Origin of the sequence: Pseudomonas sp. 22490, from assembly GCF_052044465.1 — a bacterium.
Taxonomy (GTDB): domain Bacteria; phylum Pseudomonadota; class Gammaproteobacteria; order Pseudomonadales; family Pseudomonadaceae; genus Pseudomonas; species Pseudomonas aeruginosa.
Genome location: NZ_JBQENS010000015.1, coordinates 56,025 through 70,439, shown reverse-complemented (window position 1 = coordinate 70,439; position 14,415 = coordinate 56,025). Strand labels below are relative to the sequence as shown.

12 protein-coding genes are annotated in these 14,415 nt (G+C 65.4%); all 12 read left to right on the top strand.

Going from position 1 to position 14,415, the window contains the following annotated elements:
* The first annotated feature begins 1 nt into the window (after window position 1).
* The 12 genes from ACTJJX_RS17990 (at window position 2) to ACTJJX_RS17935 (ending at window position 14,390) form a co-directional block, all read left to right on the top strand.
* Window positions 2–2,227 (top strand): NADP-dependent isocitrate dehydrogenase, encoded by a 2,226-nt coding sequence (locus ACTJJX_RS17990; protein ID WP_003116719.1) that lies wholly within the window; start codon window positions 2–4, stop codon window positions 2,225–2,227.
* Between the two features lie 86 nt (window positions 2,228–2,313).
* On the top strand, window positions 2,314–2,784 hold the full coding sequence (locus tag ACTJJX_RS17985; RefSeq protein ID WP_003097654.1) for an NUDIX hydrolase: 471 nt from the start codon (window positions 2,314–2,316) through the stop codon (window positions 2,782–2,784).
* Between the two features lie 43 nt (window positions 2,785–2,827).
* Window positions 2,828–3,955 carry a tRNA 2-thiouridine(34) synthase MnmA gene (gene mnmA / locus ACTJJX_RS17980; RefSeq protein WP_003143820.1) on the top strand — a complete coding sequence of 376 codons (1,128 nt, stop codon included), beginning with the start codon at window positions 2,828–2,830 and terminating at the stop codon, window positions 3,953–3,955.
* On the top strand, window positions 3,952–4,572 hold the full coding sequence (gene hflD / locus ACTJJX_RS17975) for a high frequency lysogenization protein HflD (protein WP_003116717.1): 621 nt from the start codon (window positions 3,952–3,954) through the stop codon (window positions 4,570–4,572). The genes mnmA and hflD overlap by 4 nt, the downstream gene beginning before the upstream one ends.
* Before the next feature lie 2 nt (window positions 4,573–4,574).
* On the top strand, window positions 4,575–5,465 hold the full coding sequence (locus ACTJJX_RS17970; protein ID WP_003097658.1) for a DMT family transporter: 891 nt from the start codon (window positions 4,575–4,577) through the stop codon (window positions 5,463–5,465).
* 75 nt (window positions 5,466–5,540) lie between these two features.
* Window positions 5,541–6,911: an adenylosuccinate lyase gene (purB, locus tag ACTJJX_RS17965; protein WP_003090442.1), complete on the top strand. Its 1,371-nt coding sequence runs from the start codon at window positions 5,541–5,543 to the stop codon at window positions 6,909–6,911.
* Window positions 6,912–6,970: 59 nt separating this feature from the next.
* A complete protein-coding gene (locus ACTJJX_RS17960) occupies window positions 6,971–8,140 on the top strand; it encodes a ribosomal protein uL16 3-hydroxylase (protein ID WP_003097663.1) in 1,170 nt (389 codons plus the stop codon).
* Window positions 8,133–8,558: a GNAT family N-acetyltransferase gene (locus ACTJJX_RS17955; RefSeq protein ID WP_003090444.1), complete on the top strand. Its 426-nt coding sequence runs from the start codon at window positions 8,133–8,135 to the stop codon at window positions 8,556–8,558. The genes ACTJJX_RS17960 and ACTJJX_RS17955 overlap by 8 nt, the downstream gene beginning before the upstream one ends.
* A gap of 6 nt (window positions 8,559–8,564) precedes the next feature.
* The gene (locus ACTJJX_RS17950) at window positions 8,565–9,185 is read left to right on the top strand and encodes a hypothetical protein (protein ID WP_003097664.1); all 621 of its coding nucleotides are present in this window, start codon (window positions 8,565–8,567) and stop codon (window positions 9,183–9,185) included.
* The gene (locus tag ACTJJX_RS17945) at window positions 9,182–10,003 is read left to right on the top strand and encodes a secretin N-terminal domain-containing protein (protein WP_003108752.1); all 822 of its coding nucleotides are present in this window, start codon (window positions 9,182–9,184) and stop codon (window positions 10,001–10,003) included. The genes ACTJJX_RS17950 and ACTJJX_RS17945 overlap by 4 nt, the downstream gene beginning before the upstream one ends.
* 594 nt (window positions 10,004–10,597) lie before the next feature.
* Window positions 10,598–12,193, top strand: a complete 1,596-nt coding sequence (locus ACTJJX_RS17940; protein WP_003090447.1) for an isocitrate lyase — start codon at window positions 10,598–10,600, stop codon at window positions 12,191–12,193.
* Between the two features lie 178 nt (window positions 12,194–12,371).
* The gene (locus ACTJJX_RS17935; protein WP_016852737.1) at window positions 12,372–14,390 is read left to right on the top strand and encodes a PhoX family protein; all 2,019 of its coding nucleotides are present in this window, start codon (window positions 12,372–12,374) and stop codon (window positions 14,388–14,390) included.
* Window positions 14,391–14,415: the final 25 nt, after the last annotated feature.

The following is a 14,415-nucleotide window of genomic DNA, read 5'->3' as shown; positions in this document are numbered from 1 at the left end:
GATGTCCATCCGCTCGAAGATCACCTACACCTTCACCGACGAAGCACCCGCGCTCGCCACCTACTCGCTCCTCCCCATCGTCAAGGCCTTTGCCGCTTCCGCCGGCATCGACGTCGAGACCAGCGACATCTCTCTTGCAGGACGCATCCTGGCCAACTTCGCCGACCGCCTCGAAGCCGACCAGCGTATCGAAGACGACCTCGCCCGCCTGGCGGTCCTGGCCACCTCGCCCGACGCCAATATCATCAAGCTGCCCAACATCAGCGCCTCGGTGCCCCAGCTGAAAGGCGCGATCGCCGAGCTGCAGGGCCTGGGCTACAAGGTTCCCGACTTCCCGGAAGACCCGCAGACCGACGAAGAGAAAGAGGTTCGCGCACGCTACGCGAAGATCCTCGGCAGCGCCGTGAACCCGGTCCTGCGCGAAGGCAATTCCGACCGTCGCGCGCCTGCCGCAGTGAAGGCCTACGCCCGCAAGCACCCGCACTCCATGGGCAAGTGGAGCATGGCCTCGCGCTCCCACGCCGACTACATGCGCGGCGGCGACTTCTTCTCCAGCGAACAGTCCATCACCATGGCCAAGGCCGGTGACGTGCGCATCGAATTCGTCGGCAAGGACGGCAAGGTCGAGGTCAAGAAGCAACTGAGCCTGCAGGAAGGCGAAGTGCTCGACAGCATGTTCATGAGCTGCGGCAAGCTGCGCGACTTCTTCGAGAAGACCCTGCAGGACTGCAAGGAAACCGGCGTCATGTGGTCCCTGCACGTCAAGGCGACCATGATGAAGATTTCCCACCCGATCGTCTTCGGACATGCGGTGAGCGTCTACTACAAGGACGTCTTCGACAAGTGGGGCCAACTCTTCGAAGAGCTCGGCGTGAACCCGAACAACGGTATCTCCAGCGTCTACGACAAGATCAAGTCGCTGCCCGCCTCCCAGCAGGAAGAGATCCTCCACGACATCCACGAGGTGTACAGCCACCGCCCGGAAATGGCGATGGTCGACTCCGTGAAAGGCATCACCAACCTGCACATTCCGAGCGACGTCATCGTCGACGCCTCGATGCCGGCGATGATCCGCAACTCCGGCCAGATGTGGGGCAAGGACGGCAAGCAGAAAGACACCAAGGCGGTAATGCCGGAAAGCACCTACGCCCGCATCTACCAGGAGATGATCAACTTCTGCAAGACCAACGGCGCCTTCGACCCGACCACCATGGGCAGCGTGCCGAACGTCGGCCTGATGGCGCAGAAGGCCGAGGAATACGGCTCCCACGACAAGACCTTCGAAATGACCGCCGACGGCACCATGCGCGTGGTCCTGGCCGACGGCAGCGTGCTGATGCAGCACGACGTGGAGACCGGCGACATCTGGCGCGCCTGCCAGACCAAGGACGCACCGATCCGCGACTGGGTCAAGCTGGCCGTCACCCGCGCACGCCAGTCCGATACCCCGGCGATCTTCTGGCTGGACCCGGAGCGCGCCCACGACCGCGAACTGCGCAAGAAGGTCGAGCTGTACCTCAAGGACCACGACCTGACCGGTCTCGACATCAGCATCATGGGCTACAACGAGGCCATTCGCGTCAGCATGGAACGCCTGATCCGCGGCAAGGACACCATCTCGGTGACCGGCAATGTCCTGCGCGACTACCTGACCGACCTGTTCCCGATCATGGAACTGGGCACCTCGGCCAAGATGCTCTCCATCGTTCCGCTGATGGCGGGCGGCGGCATGTACGAAACCGGCGCCGGCGGCTCGGCACCCAAGCACGTCCAGCAACTGGTGGAAGAGAACTACCTGCGCTGGGACTCCCTGGGCGAGTTCCTGGCCCTGGCCGTGTCCCTGGAGGAAACCGGGATCAAGACCGGCAACGCCAAGGCCAAGCTGCTCGGCAAGGCGCTGGACGAAGCCACCGGCAAGCTGCTGGACAACAACAAGTCGCCGTCGCGCAAGGTCGGCGACATCGACAACCGCGGCAGCCACTTCTACCTGGCGATGTACTGGGCCCAGGCCCTGGCCGCCCAGGACGAAGACGCCGAACTGAAAGCGCACTTCGCACCGCTGGCCAAGGCCCTGACCGAGCAGGAAGCGACCATCGTCGCCGAACTCAATGCGGTCCAGGGCAAGCCGGCCGAGATCGGCGGCTACTATCGCTCCAACCCGGAGCTGACCAGCAAGGTGATGCGCCCCAGCGCCACCTTCAACGCGGCGATCGACAGCCTGGCCTGATAGCGTCACGCTGACGAAGCAGAAACCCCGGGCCTACGCTCGGGGTTTCTTTTTATCGAGGCCTTTTCCGTACCGAGGAGACATCCATGAGCTGGCATCCCCATGTCACCGTAGCGACCATCGTCGAGGACCAGGGCCGCTTCCTGCTGGTCGAGGAACAGGCCGACGGCCGCGAGGTGCTGAACCAGCCCGCCGGGCACCTGGAGCCCGCCGAAAGCCTGCTCGAGGCCGCCCTGCGCGAAACCCTCGAGGAAACCGGCTGGGAGGTCGAGCTGAGCGCCGTCACCGGCATCTACCTGTACACCGCCCCGTCCAACGGTGTCACCTATCAGCGCGTATGCTTCGCCGCCCGCCCCGTGCGCCACCACCCCGAACGCGCCCTCGACGACGGCATCATCGGCCCGCGCTGGCTGACCCGCGACGAACTGGCCGCCCAGCCGCAGCGCTGGCGCAGCCACCTGGTGCTGCGCTGCATCGACGACTACCTGGCCGGCGGCCGCTATCCCCTGGCGCTGATCCGCGACACCCACGTGTCGCCCTCCCTGCCCCAGGCCTGATAGAATCCGCGTTTTACGAATTCGCCCGTGACGCCTGATCGCTATGTCTGAATCCGCCCCCACCCCACGCCGCGAGCGCGTGATCGTCGGCATGTCCGGCGGCGTCGACTCGTCCGTCTCCGCCCTGCTCCTGTTGCAGCAGGGCTATCAGGTCGAAGGCCTGTTCATGAAGAACTGGGACGAGGACGACGGCACCGAATACTGTACCGCCCGCGAGGACCTGGCCGACGCCCAGGCCGTCTGCGACCGGATCGGCATCAAGCTGCACACGGCGAACTTCGCCGCGGAATACTGGGATAACGTGTTCGAGCACTTCCTTGCCGAGTACAAGGCCGGCCGTACGCCGAACCCGGACATCCTCTGCAACCGCGAAATCAAGTTCAAGGCGTTCCTCGACTACGCGCTGATGCTCGGCGCGGACCTGATCGCCACCGGCCACTATGTGCGGCGCCGCGACCGCGACGGGCGCACCGAGCTGCTCAAGGGCCTGGACCCGAACAAGGACCAGAGCTACTTCCTGCACGCGGTGGGCGGCGAGCAGATCGCCCGCAGCCTGTTCCCCGTCGGCGAACTGGAGAAGCCGGAAGTCCGCGCCATCGCCGAGAAGCATGGCCTCGCCACGGCGAAGAAGAAGGACTCCACGGGCATCTGCTTCATTGGCGAGCGACGCTTCACCGATTTCCTCAAGCAGTACCTGCCGGCCCAGCCGGGCGACATCGAGACCACCGAAGGCAAGGTCATCGGTCGCCACAGCGGCCTGATGTACCACACCATCGGTCAGCGCCAGGGCCTCGGCATCGGCGGTCTCAAGGAAGCCGGCGACGATCCCTGGTACGTGCTCGGCAAGGACCTGCAACGCAACGTGCTGCTGGTCGGCCAGGGCAACGACCACCCGCTGCTGTTCTCCCGCGCCCTGCTGGCCTCGCGAATCTACTGGGTCAACCCGGTCGAACTGGAGCGGCCGCGCCGCCTGCGGGCCAAGGTGCGCTACCGGCAGAGCGACCAGGACTGCGTCCTGGAGAAAATCGCCGAAGGCTACCGCGCGGTGTTCGACGAACCGCAGCGCGCAGTGACCCCGGGGCAATCGGTGGTGTTCTACGACGGCGACGTCTGCCTCGGTGGCGGCGTGATCGAAACGGCGGAAGCCTGGGATTTCGGAGGACGCCCGTGAGCGATCCGCGACAGCAACTGATTGCCCTCGGCGCCGTCTTCGAATCCGCAGCCCTGGTCGACAAGCTGGCACGCACCGGGCAGATCAGCGAAGCCCCGATGGGCTGCATGCTCGGCAGCCTGCTGGCGCGCAACCCGGCCAGCACCCTGGACGTCTACGGTGGCGACAGCCTCAACCTGCGCGACGGCTTCAAGGCCCTGGCCAGCGCCCTGGAGCGCAAGCCCGGCAGCCTGCAGCGCGAACCGCTGCGCTACGCCCTGGCGATGCTGACCCTGGAACGGCAACTGGACAAGCGCGGCGACATGCTCGACCTGATCGGCCAGCGCCTCGACCAGGTCGAACAGCAGGTCCAGCACTTCGGCCTGGTCCACGAGAACGTCATCGCCTCGTTCGCCAGCATCTACCAGGACACCCTCAGCACCTTCCGCCAGCGCATCCAGGTACACGGCGACATGCGCCACCTGCAGGTCAGCAGCAACGCCGCGCGGATCCGCGCCCTGCTGCTCGCCGGCATCCGCTCGGCGCGGCTCTGGCGGCAACTGGGCGGCAGCCGCTGGCAGATGGTATTCAGCCGGCGCCGGCTGCTCAACGAACTCTATCCCCTGCTGCGCGGCTAGCCATGGCCATGGCCGGGAGCCAGCCGCAACGGCGCAACAGCCCGACCCAGGGCGCCGCCATGCTGGCTCTTTCGGCGCTGTTCTTCGCCCTGATGGGCGGCCTGATCCGCGAGGCCTCCAGCACCGTCAACAACGAAACCGTGGTGTTCTTCCGCAACCTCGTCGGCGTGCTGTTCTTCCTGCCCCTGGCGCTGACTCGCGGCATCGGCCCGCTGCGCACCCGCCGCCCGCTATCGCACCTGCTGCGCACCACCTACGGCCTGGGCGGCATGTACTGCTACTTCTACGCCCTCGCCCACCTGCCGCTGACCGACGCCATGCTGTTCAGCTATGCCGCGCCGGTGTTCACGCCGCTGATCGCACACCTGTGGATCAAGGAGCCGCTGACCCGCCGCATGATGGTCGCCACCCTGGTCGGCTTCCTCGGCGTGCTGCTGGTGGCCAGGCCCAGCGGCGCGGTAGTGGCGCCGATCGCCCTGGTCGGCATCGCCTCCAGCCTGATGGCTGCCTGCGCCTTCGTCTCGATCCGCGAAATGAGCGACAGCGAGCCAGCCTATCGCATCGTGTTCTACTTCGCCCTGTTCGGCACCCTGTTCTCCGCCGTGCCGCTGGCCTGGGCCTGGCAGCCGCTGAACGGCCAGGAACTGCTCCTGCTGCTCGGCGCCGGACTGTTCGCCAGCCTCGGCCAACTGACCATGTCGCAGGCCTATGCCCTGGCCTCCCCGGGAGTGATCGGACCGATCGCCTACATGGCCATCGTTTTCGCCGGGGTGATCGCCTGGCTGCGCTGGGACGAACTGCCCAGCCACACGTCGCTGCTCGGCGCCGCCCTGATCTTCGCCGCCAGCCTGATCCCCCTGCTGGGCAACCGCCCCGCCGAAAGGCCCCGCTGAATGCCCCACCGGGGCGCACCTTTCATGTATGATATGCGCCCCTTTTTCGTTGACTTCCAGCCACGAGAACGTCTCATGCAGCTTTCCTCGCTCACCGCGGTATCCCCCGTCGATGGCCGCTATGCCGGCAAAACCAGCAGCCTGCGTCCGATCTTCAGCGAATACGGCCTGATCCGTTTCCGCGTCATGGTGGAAGTCCGCTGGCTGCAGCGCCTCGCCGCCCACGCCGGGATTCCCGAGGTCGCGCCGTTCTCCGCCGAAGCCAACGCCCTGCTCGACAGCCTGGCCAGCGACTTCCAGCTGGAACACGCCGAACGCATCAAGGAAATCGAGCGCACCACCAACCACGACGTGAAAGCCGTGGAGTACCTGCTCAAGGAACAGGCCGCCAAGCTCCCGGAGCTGGCCGCGGTCAGCGAGTTCATCCACTTCGCCTGCACCTCCGAGGACATCAACAACCTGTCCCACGCCCTGATGCTCCGCGAGGGTCGCGACAGCGTGCTGCTGCCGCTGATGCGCCAGATCGCCGAGGCCATCCGCGAACTGGCGGTGAAATTCGCCGACGTGCCGATGCTCTCCCGCACCCACGGCCAGCCCGCCTCGCCGACCACCCTGGGCAAGGAACTGGCTAACGTCGTCTACCGCCTGGAGCGGCAGATCAAGCAGGTCGCCGGCATCGAGTTGCTGGGCAAGATCAACGGCGCCGTGGGCAACTACAACGCCCACCTGTCCGCCTATCCCGAAGTCGACTGGGAAGCCAACGCCCGCCAGTTCATCGAAGGCGACCTCGGCCTGACCTTCAACCCCTACACCACCCAGATCGAGCCGCACGACTACATCGCCGAGCTGTTCGATGCGATCGCCCGCTTCAATACCATTCTCATCGACTTCGACCGCGACGTCTGGGGCTACATCTCCCTCGGCTATTTCAAGCAGAAGACCGTGGCCGGCGAGATCGGCTCCTCGACCATGCCGCACAAGGTCAACCCGATCGACTTCGAGAACTCCGAGGGTAACCTCGGCATCGCCAACGCGCTGTTCCAGCACCTGGCCAGCAAGCTGCCGATCTCGCGCTGGCAGCGCGACCTGACCGACTCCACCGTGCTGCGCAACCTCGGCGTCGGCATCGCCCACAGCGTCATCGCCTACGAGGCCAGCCTGAAGGGCATCGGCAAGCTGGAGCTGAACGCCCAGCGCATCGCCGAGGACCTGGACGCCTGCTGGGAAGTCCTCGCCGAGCCGGTGCAGACCGTGATGCGTCGCTATGGCGTGGAAAACCCCTACGAGAAGCTGAAGGAACTGACCCGCGGCAAAGGCATCAGCGCCGAAGCCTTGCAGACTTTCATCGAAGAGCTGGCGATTCCCGCCGAGGCCAAGGTCGAGCTGAAGAAGCTGACCCCGGCCGGCTACGTCGGCAATGCCGCCGCCCAGGCCAAGCGCATCTGAGCACGCAACCCTTTTGCACGCCCGGCTGCGCCGGGCGTTTTTGTTTCAAGGACTTAACCATGAATGCTGATACTCCCCTGCAACTTCTGGGCGGACTGACCGCTGCCGAATTCCTCCGCGACTACTGGCAGCGCAAACCGCTGCTGGTCCGCCAGGCGATCCCGGACTTCGAAAGCCCGCTGTCCGCCGACGAGCTGGCCGGGCTGTCGCTGGAGGAGTCGGTGGAATCGCGCATCGTCCTCGAACACGGGAAAACCCCGTGGGAAATGCGCCGTGGCCCGTTCCAGGAGGAGGACTACCAGCACCTGCCGGAACAGGACTGGACCCTGCTGGTCCAGGCGGTCGACCAGTTCGTCCCGGAAGTCGCCCAACTGCTGGAGCAATTCCGCTTCCTGCCCAGCTGGCGGATCGACGACGTAATGATCAGCTACGCCGCTCCCGGCGGCGGCGTCGGTCCGCACTTCGACAACTACGACGTATTCCTGCTTCAGGGCCACGGACGCCGGCGCTGGAAAGTCGGACAGATGTGCAGCAGCGACAGCCCGCTGCGCGAGCACGCCGACCTGCGCATCCTCGCCGACTTCGAACAGAGCGACGAGTGGGTCCTGGAGCCCGGCGACATGCTCTACCTGCCCCCGCGCCTCGCCCACTACGGCATCGCCGAAGACGAGTGCATGACCTACTCGATCGGCTTCCGCGCGCCCAGCGCCGCCGAAGTGCTGACCCATTTCACCGACTTCCTCGGCCAGTTCCTCTCCGACGAGGAGCGCTACACCGATGCCGGCCTGCAACCGGTAGGCGACGATCCGCACCAGATCCAGCGCGACGCTCTGGAGCGCCTGCAGGGCCTGATCCAGGAGCACATGAGCGACGAGCGCCTGCTGCTGACTTGGTTCGGCCAGTTCATGACCGAGCCGCGCTATCCCGAACTGGTTGCCGGCGAGGAGATCCCCGAGGAGGAGCTGTTCGGCGCCCTCGAGGATGGCGCGCTGCTGGTGCGCAACCCCAGCGCCCGCCTGGCCTGGAGCGAGATCGACATCGGCCTGGTGCTGTTCGCCAGCGGCCAGAGCGTACTCCTGCCCGGGCAGCTCAAGGAACTGCTGAAGCTGGTCTGCTCGGCCGATGCGTTGCATCTGGAAAACCTCGGCCAATGGCTGGCCGATGACGATGCGCGTAAGCTGTTGGCGGAGTTGGTCAAACAGGGCAGTTTGGAGTTTGCAGATGAATAAGATCCGCGTACGCGTAGCCGACTGGCAGAAGGACAATGCCGAGCTGCGCCGCATCCGCGAAGCGGTCTTCATTGCCGAACAGTCGGTTCCGCCGGAACTGGAGTGGGACGCCGAAGACGACGAAGCCGTGCATTTTCTCGCCTATGAAGGCGAATACGCGATCGGCACCGCGCGCCTGCTGGGCGACGGGCACATCGGCAGGGTCTCGGTACTCAAGGACTGGCGCGGCCTGAAGGTAGGCGACGCGCTGATGCGCGCGGCCATCGAGGAAGCCGAGCGACGCGGCCTGAAGCGCCAACTGCTGACCGCGCAGGTCTATGCCATACCCTTCTACGAGCGACTGGGCTTCAAGGTCGACAGCGGCGAGTTCCTCGACGCCGGCCTGCCCCATGTCGACATGGTTCGCGACAGCGACTGAGGCCCGATGAGCGACGCCCCGGAGACCTCGCCGGCCGACCTGCCGGCCATCGAATTCAGCTCTCCGGGGTGCTTTGCGGTACGCAACCCGGCCAGCGCCGCGCTGCCTGCGGAACGCTGGGAACCAGCGCCATTCCGCCTCGGCGAACATGAGCCGCTGGAGCGCTTCGAGCATCCGCAGGAAGCCCGCGCCCATGCCCTGGCCCTCCTGCAGCAGGCCCGCCGCTCGCTCTGCCTGCACAGTCCCGACCTGGAAAGCTGGCTCTATCACCACAGCAGCATCCAGGAAGCCTGCACCCGTTTTCTCCTGGCCAATCCACGCAATCGCCTGCGTATCCTCGTTGGCGACAGCGCCCAGGCCGTGCGCAACGGCCACCGCCTGATCAACCTTTCGCGCCGCCTGTCGAGCAACTGCCTGATCCGCCGCCTCAACCCGGACTACCCTAAAGAGGACGACGCCTTCCTCCTGGCCGACGACCAGGGCCTGCTGCTGCGCCCGAAACCGGCGCAACCGGCGGGCTACGCCTGCTACCGTGCCGCCGGGCGGGTGCGTCAACTCCAGGCCCGCTTCGAGCAGGCCTGGGACACCAGTCTTTCCGACCCGGACCTGCGGAGCTTCCTCCTGTGACCCTGTTGCGCACCACCCTGCTCTCCTCGCTGTTGGCGACAGTCGTTCTCGGTGCCTCGGCCGCCCCGCGCACCGAAGTGATCCCGCTCAACTACCGCACCGCCGACGACGTGATGGCGGTGGCCCAGTCGGTCATCGGCAGCGAAGGCAAGGTCACCGCCTATGGCAACCAGTTGATCGTCAATGCCGAGCCGGCGAAGATCCGCGAGTTGCAATCGGTCCTGCAGCAGATCGACTCGCGCCCGCATCGCCTGCTGATCACCGTGGATACCAGCGAGAACCTGCAACAGGACAGCCGCGGCTATTCGGTGGATGGTTCGGCCAGCGCCGGCAACATCGAGATCCAGAGCGGCCGCGGCGAGGTCAACGGCAAGGATCGAGTCCGCATCATCCGTCGCTCCACCGACAGCCGTTCCGGCGGCAGCCAGCAGGTCCAGGCCACCGAGGGCTACCCGGCGCTGATCCAGGTCGGCCAGAGCGTCCCCATCACCAGCACCGCCACCGGTCCCTACGGGCAGATCTACAGCCAGACCGAATACCGCAACGTCAACCGCGGCTTCTACGTCACCGCGACGCTGACCGGCAACCTGGTGCACGTCACCATCAGCTCCAGCAATGACCGCCTCAGCCAGAGCCATCCCGGCGTCATCGATACCCAGAGCACCGACACCCGGGTCAGCGGCAAGCTCGGCGAGTGGATCACCCTGGGCGGCGTCAGCGAACAGAACCAAGCCGACCAGCACGGCTTCGTGCGTCGCTACTCGACCCAGGGACGCGACGACACCAGCCTGCGCCTGAAAGTCGAAACCCTCGACTGACCGACGGCGCTCTTTCCAGCGCGAATTGCCTCCCGCTCCGGCAAAGCCGCGGGGCGCGGGCTTTTGCGGGCATTTTCGATGCAAACGGAAACATCTCGACCAGACAAGACCATCCGGTCACTCTTAGACCTTCGTGTAGTAGTCTTGAAAAAACACTACAAAACGTTTGACGACGGATTTTTTCCAGAGCATGATGGCCCCGCTCCCGCTAATCAGGGGCTCTGAAACGACGAGCTCCCGGTGCCTGCGCCGATACGCCCTCGGCCTCCACCGTGTTGATCTGCCCACAAGGCGGCTTGACGAGATTGCGACTGGAACGAAGTTGTCCTGAGGGACGGGGAAGCGTTTACGTATCAGCCAGATCGAAAGACTCGACAGCGAGTCGCCCACCGGCAACCACGAGCCGAACGGCACTTGATCCAGTCGAGAAGCACGGTCCGCGAACTGTTCGTCTCCACCCCCTCCTCGGCGTCATTCTTCGCCACGGTCATTCTCTCGCCATGCAGCGGTGAGCCACCCGCAAGACAACCTTCACCAGCAGGTTTTGAGTGGGTCAGTCGGTGCTCAACCAATACATTTCTTGAAGGATTGACCATGTCCGCATATCAGAACGAGATCAAGGCAGTTGCCGCGCTGAAAGAGAAGAACGGCAGCAGCTGGAGCGCGATCAACCCCGAGTACGCAGCTCGCATGCGTATCCAGAACCGCTTCAAGACCGGCCTGGATATCGCCAAGTACACCGCGGCCATCATGCGCAAGGACATGGCCGAATACGATGCGGACTCCTCCGTCTACACCCAGTCGCTGGGTTGCTGGCACGGCTTCATCGGGCAGCAGAAGCTGATCTCGATCAAGAAGCACCTGAAGACCACCAACAAGCGCTACCTCTACCTGTCCGGTTGGATGGTCGCCGCGCTGCGCTCCGACTTCGGCCCGCTGCCGGACCAGTCCATGCACGAGAAAACCGCGGTTTCCGGCCTGATCGAAGAGCTGTACACCTTCCTGCGCCAGGCTGACGCCCGCGAGCTGGACCTGCTGTTCACCGGCCTGGACGCTGCCCGCGCCGCTGGCGACAAGGCCAAGGAAGCCGAGCTGCTGGCCCAGATCGACAACTTCGAAACCCACGTGGTGCCGATCATCGCCGACATCGACGCCGGCTTCGGCAACGCCGAGGCGACCTACCTGCTGGCCAAGAAGATGATCGAAGCCGGCGCCTGCTGCATCCAGATCGAGAACCAGGTGTCCGACGAGAAGCAGTGCGGCCACCAGGACGGCAAGGTCACCGTTCCGCACATCGACTTCCTCGCCAAGATCAATGCCGTACGCTACGCCTTCCTCGAGCTGGGCGTGGACGATGGCGTGATCGTCGCCCGTACCGACTCCCTGGGCGCCGGCCTGACCAAGCAGATCGCCGTGACCAACGAGCCGGGCGACCTGGGCGACCTGTACAACTCCTTCCTGGATTGCGAAGAGATCTCCGAGGCCGAGCTGGGCAACGGCGACGTCGTGATCAAGCGCGAAGGCAAGCTGCTGCGTCCGAAGCGCCTGGCCTCCAACCTGTTCCAGTTCCGCAAGGGCACCGGCGAAGATCGCTGCGTCCTGGATTGCATCACCTCGCTGCAGAACGGCGCCGACCTGCTCTGGATCGAAACCGAGAAGCCGCACGTCGGCCAGATCAAGGCAATGGTCGATCGCATCCGCGAAGTGATTCCGAACGCCAAGCTGGTCTACAACAACAGCCCGTCCTTCAACTGGACCCTGAACTTCCGCCAGCAGGTGTTCGATGCGTTCGTCGCCGAAGGCAAGGACGTTTCCGCCTACGACCGCAACAAGCTGATGAGCGTCGAGTACGACGACACCGAGCTGGCCAAGGTCGCCGACGAGAAGATCCGCACCTTCCAGCGCGATGGCTCGGCCCACGCCGGCATCTTCCACCACCTGATCACCCTGCCGACCTACCACACCGCCGCGCTGTCCACCGACAACCTGGCCAAGGGCTACTTCGCCGACGAAGGCATGCTGGCCTACGTGAAGGGCGTGCAGCGCCAGGAACTGCGCCAGGGCATCGCCTGCGTCAAGCACCAGAACATGGCGGGCTCCGACATCGGCGACAACCATAAAGAGTACTTCGCTGGCGAAGCCGCTCTGAAGGCCAGCGGCAAAGACAACACCATGAACCAGTTCCACTAAGGAACAGGGGCCAGCCGGGCAGCCACGATCTGCCCGGCCCGCCTCGCGAAAACCCCGGCTCCGGCCGGGGTTTTTCATTTCCGGATCATGGCAAAAGGCCTCGAGTGCCTGTCATCGTCCCGTCGCTTTCAGCGGTTAGCGTCAATGCTCCGCCGATCAGCCCACAAGGAGCACGTCCGTGAGCCTGGAGAAAAAAGATGCCATCCTGTTCGGTGATGGCGACGAGTTGCCCAGCAACCATTCGAACAACCCGCACATGAACGACCTGATCGCCGGCCTCGGCCGCCGCCAGGTCCTGGCCGGCGGCGCGGCGCTCGGCGCCCTCGCCTTCCTCGGCGTCGCGCTCCCCGCCAGCGCCGCTCCCGCCGAAGCGCAGGTGCCCGCCGCGGAAGGCCTGCGCGGCTTGCCTTTCAAACGCCGCAACCGCTTGCCCTTCGAAGCCATCGCCAGCGGCCGTGCCGATACCATCCGGGTGCCCGCCGGCTACAAGGCGACGCCCTTCATACCCTGGGGTACCCCGATCAGCGGCAGTTATCCGGGCTTCCTCGACGACGCCAGCAACAGCGCCCAGGACCAGGCCGAACAGATCGGCATGCACCACGACGGCATGCACTTCTTCCCGATCGACGCGCAGTTCGGCTTCGGCGGCGGACACATCAGCAACCATGGCCTGCTGGTGCTCAACCATGAATACATCGACGCGCCGCTGCTGCACACCAATGGCCCGACCGTGGTCGATGGCAAGCGCACCGTCGCCGATGAAGTGCGCAAGGAAATCAACGCCCATGGCGTTTCCGTCGTGGAGATCCGTCGCAACGTGCGTGGCGAGTGGAATGTCGTGCCGTCGCAACGAAATCGCCGGATCACCGCCGCCACGCCGATGCGTATCGCCGGCCCGGCGCGCGGCCACGAACTGCTGCGCACCCGCCACAGTCCGGACGGCACCCGCACCCGCGGCACCCATAACAACTGTTCCAACGGTTTCACCCCCTGGGGCACCTACCTCACCTGCGAGGAGAACTGGGTCGGCTATTTCTCCACCCAAGACAGCGAACTGCCGCGCGAACTGACCCGCTACGGCATTCGCAACACCAGCCGTTTCGGCTGGGAAACCCTGGCGGGCGACGAGTTCGAACGCTTCGACGCCACCCGCAAGGGCAAACAGGCCCAGGACGACTACCGCAACGAACCGAACAACTTCGGCTGGATCGTCGAGATCGACCCGTTCGACCCGCAATCGGTGCCGGTCAAGCGCACCGCTCTCGGCCGCTTCGCCCACGAAGGCCTGGTCTTCGCCCCGGTCAAGCCGGGCCGCCAGGTAGTCTGCTACTCCGGCGACGACTCGCAGAACGAGTACATCTACAAGTACGTCAGCCGCGACAAGTTCCGTCCGGGTCGCAGCAACGCTCGCCTGCTCGACGAAGGCACCCTCTACGTCGCCCGCTTCAACGCCGATGGCAGCGGCCAGTGGCTGCCGCTGGACATCGCCGACGGCAACTTCCGCGCGGCCTGTCGCAAGGCCGGGGTGAGCTTCGCCGACCAGGGCGAAGTGCTGATCAACACCCGCCTGGCCGCCGATGTCCTCGGCGCGACCAAGATGGATCGCCCGGAGTGGGGCGCGGTCAACCCGGACAACGGCGACGTCTACTTCACCCTCACCAACAACACGTCGCGCACCGTCGCCGACGCGGCCAACCCACGGGTGAAGAACGCCTACGGCCATATCATCCGCTGGCGCGAACGCAGCCGCGACTATGCCGGGCAACGCTTCACCTGGGACCTGTTCATGCTCGCCGGTCCCGGCGAAGACAGCCGCGGCCCGGACGGCAAGCCGCTGAACCAGGACAATATCCTGGCCAGCCCCGACGGCCTCTGGTTCGACCCGGAAGGCCGCCTGTGGATCCAGACCGACATGAGCGGCAGCCAGTTGAGCAGCGGCCCGTTCGGCAACAACCAGATGCTGGTGGCCGACCCGCGCACCGGCGAACTGAAGCGCTTCCTCACCGGTCCGCAGGGTTGCGAGGTGACCGGCATTGCCGCGACGCCGGACTTCCGTACGCTGTTCATCAACATCCAGCACCCGGGGGAAGGCTCGACCGCCGATAACCTCCTCAGCACCTGGCCGGACGGGCCGGGCCGCCGGCCACGCTCGGCCACCGTGGTGATCACCCGCGAAGACGGCCGACGCCTGCTCTGACGCGCCACGACGACCTGCGTTGGCC